We start from the raw sequence: 21,737 nt of genomic DNA, 5'->3' as shown, positions 1-21,737 counted from the left end.
GGTAAAACCATGAAAGCACTGTCAAAACTGAAAGCGGAAGAAGGGATTTGGATGACCGACGTGCCTCAGCCGGAGCTGGGCCACAACGACATCATGATCAAAATCCGCAAAACCGCGATCTGCGGCACCGATGTGCATATCTACAACTGGGACGAGTGGTCGCAAAAAACCATTCCGGTTCCGATGGTGGTCGGCCATGAATACGTGGGCGAAGTGGTGGCGATCGGTCAGGAAGTCAAAGGCTTCAGCCTCGGCGATCGCGTGTCCGGCGAAGGCCACATCACCTGCGGCCACTGCCGCAACTGCCGCGGCGGCCGCACGCACCTGTGCCGCAACACCATCGGCGTGGGCGTGAACCGTCCGGGCAGCTTCGCGGAATATCTGGTGATCCCGGCGTTCAATGCCTTCAAGATCCCGGATAACATCTCCGACGAACTGGCTTCGATCTTCGATCCGTTCGGCAACGCGGTGCATACCGCGCTGTCGTTCGATCTGGTCGGGGAAGACGTGCTGGTGTCCGGCGCCGGCCCGATCGGCATCATGGCGGCGGCGGTGTGCAAACACGTCGGCGCCCGTCATGTGGTGATCACCGACGTTAACGAATACCGTCTGGAACTGGCGCGCAAGATGGGCGTGACCCGCGCGGTGAACGTCAGCAAGGAAAACCTCAACGACGTGATGGCCGAGCTGGGCATGACCGAAGGATTCGACGTCGGTCTGGAAATGTCCGGCGCGCCGCCGGCGTTCCGCACGCTGCTGAACGCCATGAACCACGGCGGGCGCATCGCCATGCTGGGCATTCCGCCTTCGGATATGTCGATCGACTGGAACCAGGTGATTTTCAAAGGGCTGTTTATCAAAGGGATTTACGGCCGCGAAATGTTTGAGACCTGGTACAAGATGGCGGCGCTGATCCAGTCCGGTCTGGATTTGACCCCGATCATCACCCACCGTTTCTCGATCGACGAGTTCCAGCAGGGCTTCGACGCCATGCGCTCCGGCAAGTCGGGCAAAGTGGTGCTGAGCTGGGATTGATCTCGGCAGGCGTGAAAAGGGCCGGAATTCCGGCCCTTTTTTTATGCTTGCGGTTTGGTTTGCGTCCAGTGCTGCCAATGACGCTTGATGAAGGTCACCGGCGGCGAGGTGGCAATGCTGTCGGCGATAACGCCCAGCGCGATGCCGGCGTTGGTTTTTTCCTTCGGCGGTTTGACCTTGCACTGTTTGATGCCGCCGCTGAACGGGTTCTTCGGCTGCGGTTTTTGCGGTTTGACCGGCGGCGGGACGTAGCTGCCGCCACCGTTGCCCTGCGGTTCGTTCAGCAGCGCGCTCGGTTTGACCAGCACGATATCGGCGGGCAGCGACGGCAGCATCTGCTGCAGCACTTTCACCGTCGCCGGGCGCGGGTGGCCGATGGCGATGGCGGAACCGTTGCGCCGCGCCAATTCAACCGCGCGGTTGAACTGACGGCGGATATCGGCTTCGTTCGCGGTATCGTCGAGGAACACCTTGCGTTTGATCACCTTCACGCCGGTGCCGGCCGCGGCGCGGGTCGCCTGGCTGTTGCCGATGGTCATGCTGTCGAGGAAGTACAGACGGTAGCTTTCGAGCGCCTGCATCACTTTCTGCATGCCCGGCAGGCTGGAAGTCATGGCGCTGCCCATGTGGTTGTTCATGCCGACCGCGTAAGGCACGTTGTTCACCGCGTTGCGGATGATGCGCTGGATCTCGTCGCTGCTCATGGCGGGCTGCAGGGTATCGCGCTCCAGCGGCTGCTTGCTGAGCGGCGCCATCGGCATGTGGATCAGCACTTCGCGGCCCTGGCTGTGGGCGCGGGTGGCCATCAGGCGGGCGTGCGGCGCGTTGGGCAAGACTGCGACCGAGATCGCCGTCGGCATTTGCAGCACCGCATTTTCTTCGTGGGGGCGGTAGCCCACGTCATCGATGACGATGGAGAGTTTTCCTGCCTGCGCAGCGTAAGCCTGCAGCAGACAGCCCATTAACAGAGCTGTACGGGTTTTGACATAGCGCAAATCTATCTTCCCAACCACGGCAGTGGGTTAACCGCCTGTCCCTGACGACGGATTTCGAAATAGAGCGACGGCGTTCCCTGGCCGCCGCTGGTGCCGACCAGAGCGATCGGCTGGCCGGCGCGCACCTGCGCCCCGACGTTGACCAACGCGCTTTGGTTATAGCCGTACACGCTCATGTCGCCTTTACCGTGTTCGACCACCACCATCAGGCCATAGCCTTGCAGCCAGTCGGCCAGCAGCACGCGGCCATCGGCGACGGCTTTCACTTCGCTGCCTTCGCGGGCTTCGATCACCATGCCTTTCCAGCGTAGCTCGCCCTGCTGCTGCTCGCCAAAGCCGTGCAGCGTGCGGCCGCGCACCGGCCACATCAGCTGGCCGGCCGGACGGCCGAGGCCGCCGGTTCGCGCCATCAGCGAGCGATCGGCTTCGCTAGGTTTGTAGGTGGTGCCGGTTTTCTTCGCCTGCTGTTCCTTGATGCGCACCTGTTCGCGCACCTTGGCAGCTTCACGCGCTTCGCGTTCGGCGCGCGCGCGGGCTTCGCGCTCCGCCCGGGCGATCTTGTCGCGCATGCGGGCTTCGTTTTGGCGCAGTTCCACCAGGCGTTGTTGGTCTTTTTCCAGCGAGGCTTCCAGCGCGGTCAGCGTTTTCTTGCGGGCGCCGCGCGCCTGCTCCAGCTTCTGCTGCTGCGTCTGTTGTTCGCTCAGTAAGGATTTTTGCTGGCCCTGTTTGGCCACCAGCGTGGTTTTTTGCTTCGCCAGCTCGGCGCGGGTCTGTTTCAGTTCTTCGATGGTTTTCTGGCGCGCTTCGTTCAGATAACCGAAATAGGCCAGAATACGTTCGCTGCGCTGGCTTTCTTCACCGCTGAGGATCAGCTGCACGGCGCTGTGCTGCCCTTGCCGGAAGGCGGCGTCAAGCTGTTTGGCGAGGAGGTTTTGCTGGGTCGATTGCTGCTTTTGCAGCTTGGCGATCGAGGCGTTCAGGCCGGAAATGTCCTTGCCCAACTGGGTGAGCGTGCCCTGGGTGTCGCGCAACTGGCGGCTGGCCTGAGCGATGGTTTTTTCCTGCTGCCGCAGCTGATCCTGCAGCGAGCTGCGCTGCTGTTGCTGCTGCTTCACCGCTTTTTCTTTCTCGGCGATGCTCTGCTGAATGTCTTTCAGCTGGGATTTATTGTCTTCCGCCGCCTGGCCGGCGAGCGGCAACAGCAAGACGCCAGCGCAAAATACGCTGGCGCACATGGCGGTGAACGTCCTTGGCGCGGTGCGTTCAGGCAGCGGCCGGCTGCCTGCGTTTGCGCTTCGGGTTACCCTTGATAGTGCAAAAAACGCCTTCTCCCTCATGGAGAAGGATTATTCCACGATGAACAGCGGCTTACCAGTCATCTCTTGCGGGATTTCCATTCCCATCAGCGTTAACAGGGTTGGCGCGATGTCCGAAAGCTTGCCGCCTTCGACCGCCTGCGCCGGTTTGCCGACGTAAATCAGCGGCACCGGCAGGCTGGTGTGGGCGGTATGCGCCTGGCCGGTGGCCGGATCGCGCATCTGCTCGGCGTTGCCGTGATCGGCGGTGATCAGCAACTGACCGTCGACGTCGCGCACCGCGTCAACCACCTGGGCGATGCAGGCGTCCAGCGTTTCCACCGCTTTGACCGCCGCTTCATACACGCCGGTATGCCCCACCATGTCGCCGTTCGGGTAGTTGCAGATAATGGCGTCGTATTTGCCGCTGCGGATGGCGGTCAACAGTTTGTCGGTCAGCTCGGCGGCGCTCATCTCAGGCTGCAAATCGTAGGTGGCGACCTTCGGCGAATTGACCAGCACGCGGTCTTCCCCTTTGAACGGCGCTTCCACGCCGCCGTTATAGAAGAAGGTGACGTGGGCGTATTTTTCGGTTTCCGAGATGCGCAGCTGGGTTTTATCGTGCTTCATCAGCCATTCGCCGAAGGTGTTGGCCAGCGACGCCGGCGGATAGGCGCAGGCGGTGTCGATGTCGGCGGCGTACTCGGTCAGCATCACGAAATCGCCGAACTGCACCTGTTTGGCGCGTGGGAAACCGTCGAAATCCGCGTTCACGAAGGCGCGGGTGATCTGGCGCGCGCGGTCAGCGCGGAAGTTCATGAAGATCAACGCATCGCCGTCCTGCATCGCGGCATCGGCCTCGCCGGCGGCGCGAATGACGGTCGGTTTGACGAACTCGTCGTTTTCACCGCGCTGGTAGGCGGCCTGCAAACCGGCTACCGCATCGTCGGCCACGTAGTCGCCTTTAGCCGCGGTCAACAGGTCATAGGCCAGCTGCACGCGATCCCAACGGTTGTCGCGATCCATGGCGTAGTAGCGCCCAATGAGTGAAGCGATGCGCCCGACGCCCAGCGTGGCGAAGGCCTCGCGGCAGCGCTGCAGCGGGGCTTCGGCGCTGCGCGGCGGCGTGTCGCGTCCGTCGAGGAAGGCATGCAGATAGACGGCTTTGGCGCCGCGCCGGGCGGCCAGTTTAATCATGGCCAGGATGTGCTCGTCGTGGCTGTGCACGCCGCCCGGCGACAGCAGACCCATGATATGCACCGCTTTGCCGGCCGCCACGGCCTTATCGACGGCGGCGGTCAGGACCGGATTGGCGAAGAAGTCGCCGTCGGCGATCGCTTTGTCCAGCCGGGTCAGATCCTGGTATACGATGCGCCCGGCGCCCAGGTTGACGTGGCCGACTTCGGAGTTGCCCATTTGGCCGTCGGGCAGGCCGACATCCAGCCCTGAAGCGGCGATCAGCGTATGCGGCTGTTCCCGCCACAGGCGATCCATCACCGGGGTGCCGGCGTTCAGGATCGCGTTGTCCTGCCGCTCTTCACGGTGGCCGTAACCGTCCAGGATCACCAGTACCATCGGTTTTTTGTTGCTCGACATTGCATTGACCTCTTATGAACTTTTTAAGCTGCGAATAGCCATGCGCCCGCCGGAAGCATGGCTGTTCGCCCTCGAAAAACCGGCTGATTTTACACCGCCGCCGGCGATAAATAGCCCAAAGAGATCAAGGTTGCGGCGAATCGCGCGGGCTTTTATGCTCTGACCTCGGGAATTTCTCAGCGCAGCCCGCAGTTTCTACAATCGCGCTTGCTTATTGGCTGTATTTGCCGCACTCGGCAGGTATACTCTGGAACCTTGACTTATTTATCCCTTAACTGACGGGAGTTGTTACACCCCATGCTGCAAGAAATTATGCCATTCGTAAGCAGACACCCTATTCTGAGCCTGGCTTGGATCGCTCTGCTGGTCGCCGTGATCGTCATGACCTTCAAAAGCCGTTTCTCCAAGGTCAAAGAGATCGCTCGCGGTGAAGCTATCCGCCTGATCAACAAAGAAGATGCCGTGGTGGTCGACACCCGCAGCCGCGACGATTTTCGCCGTGGTCACCTGGCCAGCGCCATCAACCTGACCGCCAGCGAAATCAAAAGCGGCAGCCTGGGCGAGCTGGAAAAACACAAAGCGCAGCCGATCATCGTCGTGTGCGCCAACGGCACCGCCTCCCGCGAACCGGCGGAGAACCTGAGCAAGGCCGGTTTTGAAAAGGTGACGATGCTGAAAGACGGCATCGCCGGCTGGAGCGGAGAAAACCTGCCGCTGGTGCGCGGCAAGTAACCGTTAAACCTATTTGAGGTGGCAATCCATGGCTAACATTGATATCTACACCAAAGCGACTTGCCCGTTCTGCCATCGCGCCAAGGCGCTGTTGAACAGCAAGGGCGCGGCGTTTAACGAGATCGCCATCGACGGCGATAGCGCCAAGCGCGAAGTGATGATCGAGCGCAGCGGGCGCACCACCGTGCCGCAGATTTTCATCGACGGCCGGCATATCGGCGGCTGTGATGATTTATATGAACTCGATGCTCGCGGCGGCCTGGATCCGCTGCTTTAAGCAGCTTGCCGGTTCACCGAGTGTCAATAAGGACGTTTAACCAAGGGTATTACTCACATGTCAGAACAAAACAGCACTGAAATGGCTTTCCAGATCCAACGTATTTATACCAAGGACATCTCCTTCGAAGCGCCGAACGCGCCGCAGGTTTTCCAGCAGGAATGGCAGCCGGAAGTTAAACTTGATCTGGATACCGCGTCCAGCCAACTGGCTGACGAAGTGTATGAAGTGGTACTGCGCGTAACCGTGACGGCGACCCTGGGCGAAGAGACGGCGTTCCTGTGCGAAGTGCAACAGGCGGGCATCTTCTCGGTAGCAGGCATCGAAGGCACGCAGCTGGCGCATTGCCTGGGCGCATACTGCCCGAACATCTTGTTCCCGTATGCGCGCGAGTGCATCACCAGCCTGGTTTCCCGCGGCACATTCCCGCAGCTGAACCTGGCACCGGTCAACTTTGACGCGCTGTTCATGAACTATCTGCAGCAGCAGGCGGAAGGCGAAGGTGCCGCACCACATCAGGATGCCTGATGAACACCGTCAATGCTTCAATGACTGTCATCGGTGCCGGCTCGTACGGCACCGCATTGGCCATCACGCTGGCGCGTAACGGCCACACCGTGGTGTTGTGGGGGCATAACCCCGCGCAAATTCAAACGTTGCAGCGCGATCGCTGCAATCAGGCGTTTCTGCCCGACGTTCCTTTCCCCGATACCCTGCTGCTTGAAGCCGATTTGGCGCGTGCGCTGGCTGCCAGCCGCGACGTGCTGGTGGTGGTGCCGAGCCATGTGTTCGGCGACGTGTTGCGCCAGCTGAAGCCGCATCTGCGCCCTGACGCCCGCATCGTGTGGGCCACCAAGGGGCTGGAGGCCGAAACCGGCCGGTTGCTGCAGGACGTGGCGCGTGAGGCATTGGGCGAGGCGATCCCGCTGGCGGTGCTCTCCGGGCCGACGTTCGCCAAAGAGCTGGCCGCCGGCCTGCCGACGGCGATTGCGCTGGCGGCGACCGATGCGCAGTTCGCCGACGATCTGCAACAGCTGCTGCACTGCGGCAAGAGCTTCCGCGTCTACAGCAATCCCGACTTCATCGGCGTTCAGCTTGGCGGCGCGGTGAAGAACGTGATCGCCATCGGCGCTGGCATGTCCGACGGCATCGGTTTCGGCGCCAACGCCCGCACCGCGTTGATTACGCGTGGGCTGGCGGAAATGAGCCGTCTGGGTTCTTCGCTGGGCGCCGATCCTTCGACGTTCATGGGCATGGCGGGGCTGGGGGATCTGGTGCTAACCTGCACGGACAACCAGTCGCGCAACCGCCGCTTCGGCATTATGCTGGGGCAGGGCAAAGGCGTGCAGGAAGCGCAGGACAGCATCGGTCAGGTGGTCGAGGGCTATCGCAATACCAAAGAGGTGTTGGCGTTGGCGCAGCGGCACGGCGTGGAAATGCCGATCACCGAACAGATCTATCAGGTGCTTTACTGCCACAAGGACGCCCGCGAAGCGGCGCTGAGCCTGCTGGGGCGAGCCCGAAAGGACGAAAAACCCAGCGCGTGACATAAAACGATATGTCGGGGCAGCGGAATGCTGACCCCGCAAATGACCTGGGCCGCTCCGCGCCACCGTGTGAAGCGGCCCGTTTGGCAAGGCAAAGGGGTATGTGATGTCGTCAGAAGAGTTGGAACAGGTCTGGAACAGCATTAAATCAGAAGCGCGAGCACTGGCTGATTGTGAACCGATGCTGGCCAGCTTTTTCCATGCGACGTTGCTCAAGCATGAGAACCTGGGCAGCGCGCTCAGCTATATGTTGGCCAACAAGCTGGCGACGCCGATCATGCCCGCCATCGCGGTGCGCGAGGTGGTGGAAGAGGCCTACAAGTCCGACAATCAGATGATCGTTTCGGCGGCGCGCGATATTCTCGCGGTGCGGCTGCGTGACCCGGCGGTCGATAAATACTCCACGCCGCTGCTTTACCTGAAAGGGTTCCACGCGCTGCAGGCTTACCGCATCGGCCACTGGCTGTGGCAGCAAGGGCGGCAAGCGCTGGCGATCTACCTGCAAAATCAAATTTCCGTCGCCTTCGGCGTAGACATCCACCCGGCGGCGACCATCGGCTGCGGCATCATGCTCGACCACGCCACCGGCATCGTGATTGGTGAAACGGCGGTGGTGGAAAACAACGTCTCTATTCTGCAGTCGGTCACCCTGGGCGGTACCGGTAAAACCAGCGGCGACCGTCACCCGAAAATTCGCGAAGGGGTGATGATTGGCGCCGGCGCCAAAATTCTCGGCAATATCGAAGTGGGCAAGGGCGCCAAGATTGGCGCGGGCTCGGTGGTCTTGCAGGCGGTGCCGCCGCATACCACTGCCGCCGGCGTACCGGCGCGTATCGTCGGGCGCCCGGAGAGCGATACGCCGTCGATGGATATGGATCAATACTTCAACGGCACCAACCACGGATTCGAGTACGGCGACGGCATCTAAGCCGTGCCTGCGGGTCCATTCAGGGGGAGCTTCGGCTCCCCCTGTGTTTTTCAAGCGGCGGTCAGCCCTGTTTCGGGAACTGGGTGATATCGGTAACGATATCGTCGATCGCCGCCTTGACGTCATCCGCCGTGACCGGCGTGCTGTCGTTGTTGACGGTTTTACCGTAGGCCTTGCGCACCACTTCCATCACCGTTTTACCGGTATCCTGGTCGATCAACTCGCCTTCGATATACAGCGCGGTATTTTGCGTCCGGTGCCCGGTAGCCGCCATGGTGCTGGCAACCACCGCAGCGACCGGCACCACCTCATAGAACTTCATGTCTTCGTTTTCGGCCGAAACGGCGGTGATGGCGAGTTTGGCCACCAGCACGCGCGAGCCCGCCGGGCTTGGCAGAATGGTAAAGCGGTTCTGCAGCGCGGTTTTGATCCGCTGGGTCGCGTAGGCCTTAATCTTGTTCAACGTGTCCTGACTGACGCGCGCCGTGGGTTTCTCCGCCGGGAAATAGACCACCGGTTGGAAATAGATGCCGCGATAGTTGGATTCCTTGTAGCTCGGATCTACCCAGCGCAGCGTTTTATGACCGCTGGGCGAGGTGGTTTCCTGCAGTTTGCTGTAATCGGACAAGAAGCCCGAATATTGCGACGTTTGGGTGACTTTGGACGAACAGCCCGCCAGCAACAGGCCCGCTGCCAGAACGGCCATGGCAACGCTCAAGCGTTGTTTTTTCATGTGGTTTCCTATGATGAGTGGTGATTACCCTTACAAAACATAGCGCATTATCTGCGGCGTAGCGGGCATTTTCGGGGCCGGGCGTGCCCTGTCGCGGCCTTTTTTCAGGATCGTGATGCGCCGCCGGTTTTTGTCGCCAGCGCCGGTGATAAGGCGGCGAGTGAGGCATCCGCTCTGGCCCGCGTCAGGCGTAGCTCAGCTTGCCACTGTGGCAACAATGGCCAGAGATCCGCCTGATGTTCGGCTTGCAGGCACCAAACCTCCCGGTCGTGCCAATCACCGAGGGCATTTTGCGCCGCTTTCAGGCTCGCCATCGCGGCGGGAGAAAGGGGAAGGCGTTGCGGGTAGGCTTCGGCCGCGTAACGCAGGCGTTTAACCAGCAGCCGCAGACGGTGGCGATCGTAGCCGGTATCAGCCAACGCCCTGCGCAATTGCCGCTGCTGGCGCTGCAGGCGTCGGTTTACACGGTGTTTGGCGGCGCGTTGCGCGGTGCGGCGAAAGCGGTGCGGCCAGGCGTTCAATAGCGAAGGGAAGCTGATGAGCTGCGGGTTGGCGAGCAGTTGGCGGCAGCGGGCCTGAAAATCGTTCTGGCGCACGTTGGCCTGCCAATCCAGGTGATGGTGCGCCAGTTCGGCGATCAGCACCTCGAGATCGCGCAGCGGCGTCGTGAGCCTGCCCAACTGGGCGGCGGCCCGATCGAGCCGCATTGCGCCGGGGCAACCGTGCAACGGGCGCAGCAGGCTGCGGATACGGCGCAGACTGACGCGCAAATCGTGCAGCGCTTCGCTGTCCGGCGCCTGTTGCAGCCGCTGTAGCGCCTCGTTCAGCGCCGACTCGAGCCGGCGAAGCGGGGTGACAATATCCTCGACGAAAGCCATGTGCCGTTCCTGGAGAGAGCATCGCAACGATGCCTCCTTCAGTATGGCGCGTCGTTGCGGATTACGCCTTGATCAGCGCGCCGGCATAGTCCAGCTGCCGCCAGGCTTCATAAACCACCACCGCGACGGCATTCGACAGGTTCATGCTGCGGCTTTGCGCCTGCATCGGGATGCGGATTTTTTGCTGCGCGGGCAGCGCATCGAGGATGTCGGCGGGCAACCCGCGCGTTTCCGGGCCGAACAGCAGGTAGTCGCCGGCCTGATAGCTGACGGCGCTGTGCGCCGGCGTGCCTTTGGTCGTGAGAGCAAACAGCCGTTGCGGATCCTCGGCGGCGAGAAAAGCGGCGTAGTCGGCATGACGGTGGACGCGGGTGAACTCATGGTAATCCAGCCCGGCGCGGCGCAGACGCTTGTCGTCCCACGGAAAACCCAGCGGTTCGATCAGATGCAGATTAAAGCCGGTATTGGCGCACAGGCGGATGATATTGCCGGTATTGGGTGGAATTTCGGGTTCAAATAAAACGATGTTCAGCATGTTGCAGGCCCCTCGTGAACGAGGGGCGCAGGATAGCAAACTCTTACTGTTCTGTCTTAGACGATAGGCGTTGATGATGCAGCGGCAGCCACAGCACCAGCCGCAGACCGCCAAGCGGGCTGTCTTCGGCCTTCACCCAGCCGCGATGCTGATTGACCGCCGCCTCGACGATCGCCAGGCCAAGGCCGGTGCCGCCGGACTCACGGTCGCGCGCCTCATCGGTGCGGTAGAACGGGCGGAAAATCTGCTCGCGATCTTCGGCGCTGACGCCGGGGCCGTCGTCGTCAACCTGGATGGTCACGCCCTGATTGTCGGCGCTGAACGCCACGGCGATGCGGGTGTGCGAATAACGCAGGGCGTTTCGCACGATGTTTTCCAACGCGCTGTCCAGCGCGCTCGCGTTGCCGAACAGCGTCCACGGACCGGGCGGCGCAGCGATCTCCAGCTGCTTGCCCATCTGTTCCGCTTCGAAACGGGCGTTGTCCAGCACGTCGGCCCACAGTTCGCTGGCCTTCAGCTGCTCGCGCGCCAGCTCGCCCTTCTGCTGCCCGCGCGACAGCGCCAGCAGATCGTTGATCATCGAATCCAGCCGCTGCGCTTCGGTTTCGATGCGCGCCAGTTCGTGGCCTTCGCCGTGGCGGCGGCGCATCAGCGCGGTGGCCAACTGTAGGCGAGTCAGCGGCGTGCGCAGCTCGTGCGAGATGTCCGAGATCAGCCGCTGCTGCGCGTTCATCATGCGCTCCAGCGCGCTGACCATTTGGTTGAAGCTGGCGCCGGTAGCCAGGAACTCCTGCGGACCGGCCTCCAGCTCCGGATGCTGCTTCAGGTTGCCGCGCGCCACGTCATCGGCGGCGTTCTTCAGCTTGCGCGCCGGCTTCGCCAGGCTCCAGGCCAGCCACAGCAGCAGCGGGGCGCTGATCAGCATGGTGACGATCAGCAGCAGCAGCGGCCGGTCGAACATCAGGTTGATGAAATCGGATTGCGGGCTGTTGGCGGGACGGATCAGGTACAGCTGGTAGTTGTCTTCGCCGTCGCGTACCGCGAACGGCCCGACCAGCTCGACGCGGCCGTATTTTTTCTTCTTCGGATGATCCGAGTTATCGGATTGGCCGATGAAGTTGCGGACGATCTGCATTTCGTTGCGCTGCGCGCCGATCACCCGGCCTTCGCTGGTGACCAGCAGCAGGCGTTGGCCCGGCGGCGCCCATTTATCGATGGCGCGGAACAGGCGGCGCCACCACATCAGATCGTTGGCCGGATCGTTTTGCAGCTCGGCCTCAACGTGCTGTTCCAGCATCAACCCCTGCCGCTGCTCGCTGTCGAGCAGCGAGGTCATTTGGCGGGAGTCGAGCTTGGGCACCATCAGCACCAGCATTAGCACCAGGGCTAACGTGAACCAGAAAATGGCGAAGATGCGTGCCGTCAAACTGTTGATCATGTTGCAGATACCATCAAATAACCACGCCCGCGCAGGGTTTTGAACCACGGATGCCCGTCTTTGCGATCCGGCAGCTTACGCCGCAGGTTGGAGATGTGCATGTCGATGGCGCGATCGAACGGAGTCAGGCGTTTGCCCAGCACTTCCTGGCTCAGCAGTTCGCGCGATACCACCTGGCCGAGATGCTGCGCCAGCAGATACAGCAGGGTGAACTCGGTGCCGGTCAGATCCAGCACCTGGCCGTCGAAGCTGGCCTCCTGGCGGCCGGGGTTCAGCTGCAGGCCATCGACATCCAGCGTCGGGGCGCCGCTGTCGACCTGTTGCTGCTGTTCGCTCCAGTTGGAACGGCGCAGAATGGCGCGAATGCGCGCGACCAGCTCGCGATCGTTGAAGGGTTTCGGCAGGTAATCATCGGCGCCCAGCTCCAGGCCCAGCACGCGGTCCAGCTCGCTGCCGCGCGCGGTCAGCATGATGACCGGCGTCTGGTGATGTTGGCGCAGTTCTTTCAGCGTATCGATGCCGTTTTTCTTCGGCATCATGATGTCGAGCAGCAGCAGATCGACGGAGCTGTCCAGCAGCGACAACGCCTGCTCGCCATCGTGCGCGACGACGATATTAAAACCTTCCATTTCAAGCAGTTCTTTTAACAGCGAGGTCAACTCGCGGTCGTCGTCAACTAACAGAATCTTGTTCATTATGATTTACCTCCAGACGCAAAATACGTCATCAACTGTTGCCATTCCATGACTTTACGTAGTTTTACATGCACTGACGCAGGTTTTCAGGTGTGGCGGTACACTGCTCCTCGTTGATTCGCAAAGTGAGAAAGCTTGAGGAGTTGAAATGCGTAAGGTGACCGCATTAGTTATGGCATCACTGCTGGCAATTGGTTCGACCGCTGCCTTCGCTGCCGACACTATACCGGACACAGCCCAACCTCCCGGCAACGACGCGATGACCCGAATACCCGGCCAGCACCACATGTTCGACGGTGTCAGCCTCAGCGAACAGCAGCGCCAGCAAATGCGCGATTTGATGCGCCAGGCCCGGCACGATCTGCCTGGTGTCAATGTAGCTGAAATGGAAGCCATGCATAAACTGGTGACCGCAGAGAAATTTGACGAAGCCGCCGTGTACGCCCAGGCGGAAAAGATGGCCCAACAGCAGGTCAAGCGCCAGGTCGAAATGGCCCGGGTGCGCAACCAAATGTATAACCTGCTGACGCCAGAGCAAAAAAGTGTTTTAGACCAGAAACATCAGCAGCGCATGCAGCAGATGGAGCAACAAATTTCTGGTTTGCAGCAAGCTTCTGCCCAGAAGTGAAGTACGACTGAGTAGTCCCCTGTTTTTCCTTGCCATAGACACCATCCCTGTCTTCCCCGCCATGATGGCGGGGTTTTTTTTATCCGACATTTCGCTATATTGAGCGCCACACCTTTTGGCCGGGGCCCCTTATGGAACAGCGCTATGCACGCCTGGTAAAGTCCGCCGCGTTGGCCGCAACCGCGCTGGCGTCGTCGCTGCTGTTGATTAAAATCGTCGCCTGGTACCACACCGGTTCGGTCAGCCTGTTGGCGGCGCTGGTGGATTCGTTGGTCGATATCGCCGCCTCGCTGACCAACCTTCTGGTGGTGCGCTATTCGCTGCAGCCGGCCGATGCCGAGCACACCTTCGGCCACGGCAAAGCGGAATCGCTGGCGGCGCTGGCGCAAAGCATGTTTATTTCCGGCTCCGCCCTGTTTTTGTTCCTCACCGGCTTCCAGCACCTGTATGCACCGCAAACGCTGCGCGATCCCGGCGTCGGGGTCGTGGTGACGGTGATCGCGTTGGTCAGCACGCTGATTCTGGTCACCTATCAACGCTGGGTGGTCAGAAAAACGCGCAGTCAGGCCGTACGCGCAGATATGCTGCATTATCAGTCAGATGTCATGATGAATGGTGCTATTCTTATCGCTCTTGGGCTAAGCTGGTACGGCTTCCAACGGGCGGATGCGTTGTTCGCGCTGGGCATCGGCGTTTACATCCTCTATAGCGCGTTGCGCATGGGCTATGAAGCGGTGCAGTCGCTGTTGGATCGGGCGTTGCCGGATGACGAGCGCCAGGCGATTATCGCTGTGGTTTCCTCCTGGCCCGGCGTGAAAGGCGCACACGATCTGCGCACGCGTCAGTCGGGGCCGACGCGTTTCATCCAGCTGCATCTGGAGATGGAGGACACGCTGCCGCTGCGCGAGGCGCACCGGTTGGCCGATCAGGTGGAACAAGCCCTGCGGCAACGTTTTGCGGGGGCGGACGTCATCATTCACCTGGATCCGTGCTCCGTGGTGCCGCCGGGTAGGCAGGGGCATTGGGAGCTATAATCATATAGAGGCATAGCGCAACGTATTATCATGAATATCTGAGTTAGCTCAGCGTGCCATGCGGTGTTTTAACCGTTATATTGCGTGACTTGAATCAATTCAGCTGGGTGTTTTTGATATAATATCCAGCAATAAGCCGTAAAGCTGGTTTTCTGCAGCCGGAGAGGTTTCAAGACGATCGGCGGAGACAGAATTCTTAAGAAATTGCATCTATACAGTTCAGAGGTAGTCATGATCAAGAAAATCGGTGTACTGACGAGCGGCGGTGATTCGCCGGGTATGAACGCTGCAATCCGCGGCGTTGTGCGTTCTGCACTTTCAGAAGGTCTGGAAGTTTTTGGTATTTACGATGGCTACCTTGGCTTGTACGAAGATCGCATGGAGCAGTTGGACCGCTATAGCGTGTCCGACATGATCAATCGCGGCGGCACCTTCCTCGGCTCTGCCCGCTTCCCGGAATTCAGGGATGAAAACGTGCGCGCCAAGGCGATTGAAAACCTGAAGAATCGCGGTATCGACGCGCTGGTGGTGATCGGCGGCGACGGTTCCTACATGGGCGCCAAACGCCTGACGGAAGAAGGCTTCCCGTGCATCGGCCTGCCAGGCACCATCGATAACGATGTCGCCGGTACCGACTACACCATCGGTTACTTCACCGCACTGGAAACCGTGGTGGAAGCGATCGACCGCCTGCGCGATACCTCCTCGTCGCACCAGCGTATCTCCATCGTGGAAGTGATGGGCCGTTACTGCGGCGATCTGACGCTGGCGGCGGCGATTGCCGGCGGCTGCGAATTCATCGTGCTGCCTGAAATCGAATTTAATCGCGAAGATCTGGTGTGCGAAATCAAGGCCGGTATCGCCAAGGGCAAAAAGCACGCCATCGTGGCGATCACCGAGCACATCTGCGATATCGATGAGCTGGCGCGCCACATCGAGCAGGAAACCAAGCGTGAAACCCGCGCTACCGTGCTGGGCCACATTCAACGCGGCGGTTCACCGGTCGCCTATGACCGCATCCTGGCCTCGCGCATGGGCGCCTACGCCATCGAACTGCTGCTGCAGGGTTACGGCGGCCGCTGCGTCGGTATCCAGAACGAAAAAATGGTGCATCACGACATCATCGACGCGATCGAAAACATGAAGCGTCCGTTCAAGGGCGACTGGCTGGAAACGGCGAAAAAGCTGTACTGATTCGCCGCTCACCGCGCGCTGAAAGCCTCCGCTTGCGGGGGCTTTTTTATGCTCACCGGCGACATATTCCAGAATAATCTAGCCCAAAATTTTTTATTCTTTAATTGCCGGGAAAGTTTCTGGCAGGCTCTGATGCTAAATCAACCGATTGAGGTTGCGTTAATTTTCTGGGAGAGCCTGTCGATGCGTAAATGGGGTGTAGGTCTGACATTGGTGCTGTTGGCGTCCGGTGCCATGGCGAAGGATATTCAGTTGCTGAACGTGTCATACGATCCGACGCGTGAGTTCTATCAGGCTTACAACACGGCATTCAGCAAGCACTACCAGGCGGAAACCGGCGATAAGGTGACGGTGCGTCAGTCGCACGGCGGCTCCGGCAAACAGGCGACCTCGGTGATCAACGGCATCGAGGCCGACGTGGTGACGCTGGCGTTGGCCTATGACGTCGACGCTATCGCCGAACGCGGGCGCATTGAGAAAGACTGGATAAAACGCCTGCCGGACAACTCGGCGCCTTACACGTCGACCATCGTCTTCCTGGTGCGCAAAGGCAACCCGAAACAAATTCATGACTGGCCTGACTTGATCAAGCCGGGCGTGTCGGTGATCACCCCGAATCCGAAAACCTCCGGCGGCGCCCGCTGGAACTACCTCGCCGCCTGGGGCTACGCGTTGCATCACAACAACAACGATAAGGCCAAGGCGCAGGCGTTCGTCAAAGACCTGTACAAGAACGTAGAAGTGCTGGATTCCGGCGCGCGCGGCTCGACCAACACCTTCGTTGAGCGCGGCATCGGCGACGTGCTGATCGCCTGGGAAAACGAAGCGCTGCTGGCGGAGAAAGAGCTGGGCAAAGACAAGTTCGAGATAATCACCCCGAGCGAATCGATTCTGGCCGAACCGACGGTGTCGGTGGTGGATAAGGTGGTCGATAAACGCGGCACCCGCGACGTGGCGACCGCCTACCTGAAGTATCTGTATTCGCCGGAAGGGCAGACTATCGCGGCGCAGCACTATTATCGCCCGCGCGATGCGGCGGTGGCGGCCAAGTTCGCCGGCCAGTTCCCGCAGCTGAAGCTGTTCACCGTGGATGACACCTTCGGCGGTTGGACCGAAGCGCAGAAGGTGCATTTCGCCACCGGCGGCGTCTTCGACGAGATAAGCAAACGCTGATCCCGTTTGAGCGGCAATAAAAAACCCCGGCAAGCCGGGGTTTTTTTATGGCAAGCCTAAGACAATCAGGCTTTTTTCGCTGCGGCAGCGGCCTTGACGATCACGGCGAAAGCGTCGGCTTTCAGCGAGGCGCCGCCCACCAGCGCGCCGTCGATGTCCGGCTGGGAGAACAGCTCCGCGGCGTTCTTGTCGTTCACCGAACCGCCGTACTGGATGATGATTTCAGCGGCGACCGCGGCATCGTGTTTGGCGATGTGATCGCGGATAAATTTGTGCACGGCCTGCGCTTGCGCAGGGGTGGCGGATTTGCCGGTACCGATGGCCCAGACCGGCTCATAGGCGATCACGGTGCCTTTCATCGCCGGTGCGCCCAGCGTTTTCAGTACGGCGTCGATCTGGCGCGCACACACTTCTTCGGTTTTGCCCGCTGCGTTTTCCGCTTCGGTTTCACCGATGCACAGCACCGGGATCAGACCGGCTTCTTTCAGCACGGCGAATTTCTCGGCGATCACTTCGTCGCTTTCTTTGTGGTAGGTGCGACGCTCGGAGTGGCCGATGATGATGTACTGAGCGCCGACGTCTTTCAGCATGTTGGCGGAAACTTCACCGGTGAAGGCGCCGGACAGGTTAACGTCCACGTTCTGCGCGCCCAGCGCGATGCGGCTGCCGGCCAGCGCGTGCTTGGCCTGATCCAGATACATCACCGGCGGGGCGATGGCGACGCCACAGCCGTCAACGCTGCTCAGCTCATTGCGCAGACCGGCGATCAGTTCGTTGACCATGTGGGTGCTGCCGTTAAGCTTCCAGTTACCCATAACTAATGGATGACGCATGTTTTTTCCTCCAACTAGGGAACGCGAGAGTCGAAATGACAACTGCCGGACCGGCAGTTTACCTGCCCAACAGTATAGAGATCATTAAGCGCGAAGGCTTTGCTTTTCGTCATTAAATGCCGCGCCGTTACGGCTCGGAAAGCGCCAGCTTAATCGGTTCAACCGCGAAGGTGACCCCTTTATCGCCGTTGTCCGAGACGACATAGCGAATGGCGCCGACTTGCTGTTGGTAAAAACGCGATCCTTTGCCTTTTTCCAGCAGGCTGTTCACCTTGTTCTGACTCTGTTCCACCGTCAGCGCCGGTTCGAACTGACGCATCAGCGCCGCCATGTAGTTGATGGCGATGGTGCGCGCGGCTTTTTCTTCATTGGCCTGCTGCAGCGGCAGATGTGTGATCTGCAACGTTTTGATTTTACCGGTACCTTTCTCCAGTGCGGTGGAGGCGTACAGGTTTTCGTTGAGTTTACTGGCGGCGCGTGTCAGCAGCGGCGAATCGTCTTCGGCGGCGGGAATGGCGCGGAATTCGCCAATCGGCAGCTTCGGGTTGTCGCGGTTGTACTTTTCGCGGAATTTGATCACCGTCAGGTCGAACGTCGGCGCGCCGGCCAGCAGGTAAGGCGCGGTCGGTTTCGCTTCGGCGGCGGGCGGTTCGGCCCAGGCGCTGGCGGCGGCCTGCAGCAGGCAGGCGATGGCGAGGGTTTTTCTCAGCATGGCGTATGGCATCAAGGACAAAGATGGCTCCGATTAAAGCGATAACCCGCAGGCCTTGTCAAAGATCCCACACCATTATCGGTTCGCTGACGAGAAAGCTGTGCGGCGCGCCGCGTTATGCGAGGCGGAAAACTCGGCCCGGCAGCGCCTATGTTACACTGCGGCGCAGAATATGGGCAGGCTTAGAGCGCAGGAATCGATGACGTTACAACAGTGGTGTTTTTCTTTTAAGGGCCGCATCGGGCGGCGCGACTTCTGGATCTGGATGGGGCTGTGGCTGGTGCTGATGGCGGCGGCGTTTACGCTGGCCAACTATCAGCTGATCGCCATCCAATCCATCGCTTTCTTTATCGTGGCGCTGCTGTGGCCGACGGCGGCGGTGCTGGTCAAGCGCCTGCACGATCGCAACAAGGCCGGCTGGTGGGCGCTGCTGCTGATCCTGGCGTGGATGCTGGCGGCGGGGAACTGGCAGATGCTGGCACCGATCTGGCAATGGGGCGTCGGGCGTTTCATTCCGACGCTGATTATCGTGATGATGATGATCGATTTGGGCGCCTTCGTCGGCACGCCGGGAGACAATCGGTTCGGCCCGGAAGCCGAACCGGTGAAGTTCCGCTGATCCCCGCCGGGTTACCAGTAGTGTTCGCTGGTGATATGGCCCGGCTTGCGGCGCAGGTGCTTGCGCATCTGGCGTTGGTCTTTCAGCGTTTGCTGCGTATCTCGCACCATTTGCGGGTTGCCGCACAGCATCACGTGGCTGGTTTCGGCGTCGATGGTCAAGCCGATCGCCGCTTCCAGTCGGCCGTCCTCGATCAGCGCCGGCACGCGGCCGGTCAGTGAGCCGGGCGTCTCTTCACGGCTGACGACGGTCTGGATGCGCAGCTTGCCGTTGTAGCGTTGCTGCAGTTGCTGCATCAGCGGCAGGTAGCTCAGGTCGCGCGCAAAACGCGCGGCGTGCACCAGCACCAGGTTGTTAAAGCGCTCGAGGCCGGTGCCTTGCTGCAGAATCGATAAATAGGGGCCAATGGCGGTGCCGGTCGCCAGCATCCACAGCGTGTCGCAGTCGGGCACCTCGTCCAGCACGAAGAAGCCGGCGGCTTCTTTGGTCACCATCAGGTCCGATCCCGGCCGCAGCTGATTGAGGCGTGGGCTCAGTTTGCCTTCCGGCACCGTGACCAGATAGAACTCCAGGTTGGCGTCATCGGGGGCATTGACGTAGGAGTAGGCGCGCTGCACCCGTTCACCGTCGATCTCCAGCGCCAGCTTGGCGAATTGCCCGGCGGTGAAAGGATCGATGGGGGCATTGACCACCAGGCTGAACAGCCCGTCGGTCCATTGTTTTACCTGCGTAACCTTGCCGTTTACCCATTCAGCCATACTCTAAAGCTCCCGTGGTCGAATCAAATAAGCACAATGTCGTGAGCCGGAAATGGCGTGCGCGGTGCGCTCTACCCGGTAGTCGTTGCCGAACAGGCGGTGAAACAGCTGCAGCTCGGAATTGCACAGGCTGCTGCAGTTGGAACCGGCCACGCCGATCGGACAGTGGTTTTCCACCAGCAGCGCACCGTGCGGATGATCGAGCAATTCGGCCATGTAACCGTCGTGTTGCCGCAGGCGAACCAGGCGGGTTAGCCGATCCTGATGGCTGCGCTCGGCGGACAGCTCTTCGGCATAGCGCAGATAAAGCTGCTCTTCGCGCGCGATGAGCAACGGTTCCACGCCGGCGCCGCCAAACAGCTGCAGCGCGGATTCCCGCAGTCGCTCCTGATCGTCGGCCGTGTAGGCGTGCCCCCGCTCGGTCAGCGACCAGTAGCGCGTCGGGCGGCCGACCTTGCTGCGCGCTTCTTCGTAACAAACCAGCTCACGTTTTTCCAGGGATTGCAGATGTTGTCGGATGCCCATCGGCGTGATGTCCAGACGCTCCGCCAGCATTTTGGCGGAGTGCGGGCCGAGAGCCTTTAACTGCAATAAAATCAGCTCAGGTGTTTTCATGAACCAAATCCCTATGGTGTTATTTTATTTCAAGTTGATGAAAATAATTATCGATTAAATGCTAAAGCGCAGCTACTGCAAACGCGCTAATTTTTACCCCCAAAGCGTTAGACGTACAGTTTAATTTACGAGCCTGGTCGGGTTTGCTGCCAGTGTGACCTGGATCAATATTTGTCTGAAACTCGCTAAAAAAATCAGATTTGATTAGCTTATGCCGCCATAGAGGGCTGCTCGCCGTTCTGGCTGCTGCAACGGCCATACCGGGACGCTGTGACGAGTTGAAACGTTAACGAAGATAATGAGAAAACTAGAGAACTTTCACCTGCTGGTGATGCTTATCCTGTTGGTCGCCGTCGGTCAGATGGCGCAAACCATTTATGTTCCCGTTATTGCTGACATCGCTCACGATCTGTCGGTGCGCACCGGCGCCGTGCAGCGGGTGATGGCGGCGTATTTGCTGACCTACGGTTTCTCCCAGCTGATTTACGGGCCGATATCGGATCGTATCGGGCGTCGTCCGGTGATCCTGACCGGCATGATGATCTTCCTGGTGGGGGCGCTGGGCGCGCTGCTGTCCACCAACCTGACGATGCTGGTCGCCGCCAGCGCCATCCAGGGCATGGGCACCGGCGTGGCGGGCGTGATGGCGCGCACCATGCCGCGCGATCTGTATGCCGGCACCGCGCTGCGCTATGCCAACAGCCTGCTGAATATGGGGATTTTGGTCAGCCCGCTGTTGGCGCCGGTGATCGGCGGCGCGCTGGCGATGGTGTTCGGCTGGCGAGCCTGTTACGCCTTCCTGCTGGCGCTGTGCGCCTGCGTCGCCTTCGCGATGTTCCGCTGGCTGCCGGAGACCCGTCCGGTCCAGACAGAAAAACGCCGCATGCTGGCCAGTTTCCGCCAGCTGCTGAGCGACAGCACCTTCAGTTGCTATCTGGTGATGCTGATCGGCGCGCTGGCGGGGATTGCGGTATTTGAAGCCAGCTGCGGCGTGTTGATGGGCGGTGTGTTGGGGCTGAGCGGCCTGACCGTCAGTATCCTGTTCATTCTGCCGATCCCGGCGGCGTTTTTCGGCGCCTGGTACGCCGGGCGCGACGGCAAGACCTTCCACACCCTGATGTGGCATTCGGTGATTAGCTGCCTGCTGGCGGGAGCGATGATGTGGATCCCGGGCTGGTTTGGCGTGATGAACATCTGGACGCTGATCGTGCCGGCTGCATTGTTCTTCTTCGGCGCCGGCATGCTGTTCCCGCTGGCGACCACCGGGGCGATGGAGCCGTTTCCCTATCTGGCCGGCGCGGCGGGCGCGTTGGTGGGCGGCATGCAGAACATGGGCTCCGGTCTGGCGACCTGGCTTTCCGCCATGCTGCCGCAAACCGGGCAGTTCAGCCTCGGTTTGCTGATGTTCGCGATGGCGGTGCTGATCCTGCTGTGCTGGTGGCCGCTGTCCAACCGGATGCAGCATCAGGGACACACCGCATAACGAC

24 protein-coding genes are annotated in these 21,737 nt (G+C 60.5%); 12 read left to right on the top strand and 12 right to left on the bottom strand.

The features are described from left to right. The first annotated feature begins 9 nt into the window (after nucleotides 1-9). Nucleotides 10-1,035: an L-threonine 3-dehydrogenase gene (gene tdh / locus ACSBQS_RS23720; RefSeq protein ID WP_342165397.1), complete on the top strand. Its 1,026-nt coding sequence runs from the start codon at nucleotides 10-12 to the stop codon at nucleotides 1,033-1,035. Nucleotides 1,036-1,076: 41 nt separating this feature from the next. On the opposite strand, the gene ACSBQS_RS23715 is transcribed toward tdh, so the two are convergent. Genes ACSBQS_RS23715 through gpmM form a run of 3 tightly spaced genes read right to left on the bottom strand, consistent with a single transcriptional unit; the run spans nucleotide 1,077 to nucleotide 4,921 of the window. Continuing rightward, entirely contained in the window at nucleotides 1,077-2,030 is a 954-nt protein-coding gene (locus tag ACSBQS_RS23715; RefSeq protein ID WP_342165399.1) for a divergent polysaccharide deacetylase family protein, read from the bottom strand. A 2-nt stretch (nucleotides 2,031-2,032) separates the two neighbouring features. Next, nucleotides 2,033-3,367 (bottom strand): murein hydrolase activator EnvC, encoded by a 1,335-nt coding sequence (gene envC, locus ACSBQS_RS23710; RefSeq protein ID WP_028128084.1) that lies wholly within the window; start codon nucleotides 3,365-3,367, stop codon nucleotides 2,033-2,035. A 9-nt stretch (nucleotides 3,368-3,376) separates the two neighbouring features. Beyond that, nucleotides 3,377-4,921 carry a 2,3-bisphosphoglycerate-independent phosphoglycerate mutase gene (gpmM, locus tag ACSBQS_RS23705; protein WP_033645200.1) on the bottom strand — a complete coding sequence of 515 codons (1,545 nt, stop codon included), beginning with the start codon at nucleotides 4,919-4,921 and terminating at the stop codon, nucleotides 3,377-3,379. 297 nt (nucleotides 4,922-5,218) lie between these two features. On the opposite strand from gpmM, the gene ACSBQS_RS23700 reads away from it, so the two are divergent. The 5 genes from ACSBQS_RS23700 (at nucleotide 5,219) to cysE (ending at nucleotide 8,405) form a co-directional block, all read left to right on the top strand. Then, nucleotides 5,219-5,653 carry a rhodanese-like domain-containing protein gene (locus ACSBQS_RS23700; RefSeq protein ID WP_033645201.1) on the top strand — a complete coding sequence of 145 codons (435 nt, stop codon included), beginning with the start codon at nucleotides 5,219-5,221 and terminating at the stop codon, nucleotides 5,651-5,653. A gap of 28 nt (nucleotides 5,654-5,681) precedes the next feature. After that, nucleotides 5,682-5,930 carry a glutaredoxin 3 gene (gene grxC, locus ACSBQS_RS23695; RefSeq protein WP_019452217.1) on the top strand — a complete coding sequence of 83 codons (249 nt, stop codon included), beginning with the start codon at nucleotides 5,682-5,684 and terminating at the stop codon, nucleotides 5,928-5,930. Between the two features lie 57 nt (nucleotides 5,931-5,987). Then, nucleotides 5,988-6,458 carry a protein-export chaperone SecB gene (gene secB / locus ACSBQS_RS23690; RefSeq protein WP_004931139.1) on the top strand — a complete coding sequence of 157 codons (471 nt, stop codon included), beginning with the start codon at nucleotides 5,988-5,990 and terminating at the stop codon, nucleotides 6,456-6,458. Continuing rightward, the gene (gene gpsA, locus ACSBQS_RS23685) at nucleotides 6,458-7,477 is read left to right on the top strand and encodes an NAD(P)H-dependent glycerol-3-phosphate dehydrogenase (protein ID WP_197750174.1); all 1,020 of its coding nucleotides are present in this window, start codon (nucleotides 6,458-6,460) and stop codon (nucleotides 7,475-7,477) included. Before secB ends, gpsA begins: the two co-directional genes overlap by 1 nt. A 106-nt stretch (nucleotides 7,478-7,583) precedes the next feature. Continuing rightward, nucleotides 7,584-8,405 (top strand): serine O-acetyltransferase, encoded by an 822-nt coding sequence (cysE, locus tag ACSBQS_RS23680; RefSeq protein WP_025304676.1) that lies wholly within the window; start codon nucleotides 7,584-7,586, stop codon nucleotides 8,403-8,405. Nucleotides 8,406-8,466: 61 nt separating this feature from the next. Here the strand turns inward: cysE and ACSBQS_RS23675 are convergent, their stop codons facing one another. From ACSBQS_RS23675 to cpxR, 5 genes are all read right to left on the bottom strand, one after another. After that, nucleotides 8,467-9,138 carry a DUF3313 domain-containing protein gene (locus tag ACSBQS_RS23675; RefSeq protein ID WP_033645203.1) on the bottom strand — a complete coding sequence of 224 codons (672 nt, stop codon included), beginning with the start codon at nucleotides 9,136-9,138 and terminating at the stop codon, nucleotides 8,467-8,469. A gap of 104 nt (nucleotides 9,139-9,242) precedes the next feature. Next, a complete protein-coding gene (locus tag ACSBQS_RS23670) occupies nucleotides 9,243-10,016 on the bottom strand; it encodes a CHAD domain-containing protein (RefSeq protein WP_434991368.1) in 774 nt (257 codons plus the stop codon). A 61-nt stretch (nucleotides 10,017-10,077) separates the two neighbouring features. Then, entirely contained in the window at nucleotides 10,078-10,551 is a 474-nt protein-coding gene (gene trmL / locus ACSBQS_RS23665) for a tRNA (uridine(34)/cytosine(34)/5-carboxymethylaminomethyluridine(34)-2'-O)-methyltransferase TrmL (protein ID WP_033645205.1), read from the bottom strand. 43 nt (nucleotides 10,552-10,594) lie between these two features. Continuing rightward, entirely contained in the window at nucleotides 10,595-11,989 is a 1,395-nt protein-coding gene (cpxA, locus tag ACSBQS_RS23660; protein WP_047025851.1) for an envelope stress sensor histidine kinase CpxA, read from the bottom strand. Continuing rightward, the gene (cpxR, locus tag ACSBQS_RS23655) at nucleotides 11,986-12,684 is read right to left on the bottom strand and encodes an envelope stress response regulator transcription factor CpxR (RefSeq protein ID WP_004931124.1); all 699 of its coding nucleotides are present in this window, start codon (nucleotides 12,682-12,684) and stop codon (nucleotides 11,986-11,988) included. The genes cpxA and cpxR overlap by 4 nt, the downstream gene beginning before the upstream one ends. 148 nt (nucleotides 12,685-12,832) lie before the next feature. Between cpxR and cpxP the strand changes: the two genes are divergently transcribed. From cpxP to ACSBQS_RS23635, 4 genes are all read left to right on the top strand, one after another. Beyond that, the gene (cpxP, locus tag ACSBQS_RS23650; RefSeq protein ID WP_004931122.1) at nucleotides 12,833-13,312 is read left to right on the top strand and encodes a cell-envelope stress modulator CpxP; all 480 of its coding nucleotides are present in this window, start codon (nucleotides 12,833-12,835) and stop codon (nucleotides 13,310-13,312) included. Between the two features lie 131 nt (nucleotides 13,313-13,443). After that, nucleotides 13,444-14,346 carry a CDF family cation-efflux transporter FieF gene (gene fieF, locus ACSBQS_RS23645; RefSeq protein WP_033631333.1) on the top strand — a complete coding sequence of 301 codons (903 nt, stop codon included), beginning with the start codon at nucleotides 13,444-13,446 and terminating at the stop codon, nucleotides 14,344-14,346. 231 nt (nucleotides 14,347-14,577) lie between these two features. After that, entirely contained in the window at nucleotides 14,578-15,540 is a 963-nt protein-coding gene (pfkA, locus tag ACSBQS_RS23640) for a 6-phosphofructokinase (RefSeq protein ID WP_004931116.1), read from the top strand. Between the two features lie 183 nt (nucleotides 15,541-15,723). Further along, a complete protein-coding gene (locus ACSBQS_RS23635) occupies nucleotides 15,724-16,713 on the top strand; it encodes a sulfate ABC transporter substrate-binding protein (RefSeq protein WP_033645235.1) in 990 nt (329 codons plus the stop codon). 65 nt (nucleotides 16,714-16,778) lie between these two features. On the opposite strand, the gene tpiA is transcribed toward ACSBQS_RS23635, so the two are convergent. Both tpiA and ACSBQS_RS23625 read right to left on the bottom strand, forming a co-directional pair. Then, a complete protein-coding gene (gene tpiA / locus ACSBQS_RS23630; RefSeq protein WP_004931113.1) occupies nucleotides 16,779-17,546 on the bottom strand; it encodes a triose-phosphate isomerase in 768 nt (255 codons plus the stop codon). Between the two features lie 127 nt (nucleotides 17,547-17,673). Continuing rightward, complete coding sequence (locus ACSBQS_RS23625; protein WP_033652211.1) at nucleotides 17,674-18,258, bottom strand: DUF1454 family protein; 585 nt, start codon at nucleotides 18,256-18,258, stop codon at nucleotides 17,674-17,676. A 199-nt stretch (nucleotides 18,259-18,457) separates the two neighbouring features. Between ACSBQS_RS23625 and ACSBQS_RS23620 the strand changes: the two genes are divergently transcribed. Beyond that, complete coding sequence (locus ACSBQS_RS23620; protein WP_016929710.1) at nucleotides 18,458-18,877, top strand: DUF805 domain-containing protein; 420 nt, start codon at nucleotides 18,458-18,460, stop codon at nucleotides 18,875-18,877. A gap of 11 nt (nucleotides 18,878-18,888) precedes the next feature. Here the strand turns inward: ACSBQS_RS23620 and fpr are convergent, their stop codons facing one another. Both fpr and ACSBQS_RS23610 read right to left on the bottom strand, forming a co-directional pair. Further along, nucleotides 18,889-19,635, bottom strand: a complete 747-nt coding sequence (gene fpr / locus ACSBQS_RS23615) for a ferredoxin--NADP(+) reductase (protein ID WP_089192410.1) — start codon at nucleotides 19,633-19,635, stop codon at nucleotides 18,889-18,891. 3 nt (nucleotides 19,636-19,638) lie between these two features. Then, nucleotides 19,639-20,250: a helix-turn-helix transcriptional regulator gene (locus tag ACSBQS_RS23610; RefSeq protein WP_033631328.1), complete on the bottom strand. Its 612-nt coding sequence runs from the start codon at nucleotides 20,248-20,250 to the stop codon at nucleotides 19,639-19,641. Nucleotides 20,251-20,548: 298 nt separating this feature from the next. On the opposite strand from ACSBQS_RS23610, the gene emrD reads away from it, so the two are divergent. Next, complete coding sequence (emrD, locus tag ACSBQS_RS23605; RefSeq protein ID WP_033645209.1) at nucleotides 20,549-21,733, top strand: multidrug efflux MFS transporter EmrD; 1,185 nt, start codon at nucleotides 20,549-20,551, stop codon at nucleotides 21,731-21,733. Nucleotides 21,734-21,737: the final 4 nt, after the last annotated feature.

Origin of the sequence: Serratia sp. H402Y (assembly GCF_051172415.1) — a bacterium.
In the GTDB taxonomy this organism is placed as follows: Bacteria; Pseudomonadota; Gammaproteobacteria; order Enterobacterales; family Enterobacteriaceae; genus Serratia; species Serratia ureilytica.
This window is presented reverse-complemented; position numbering and strand designations above follow the sequence as displayed.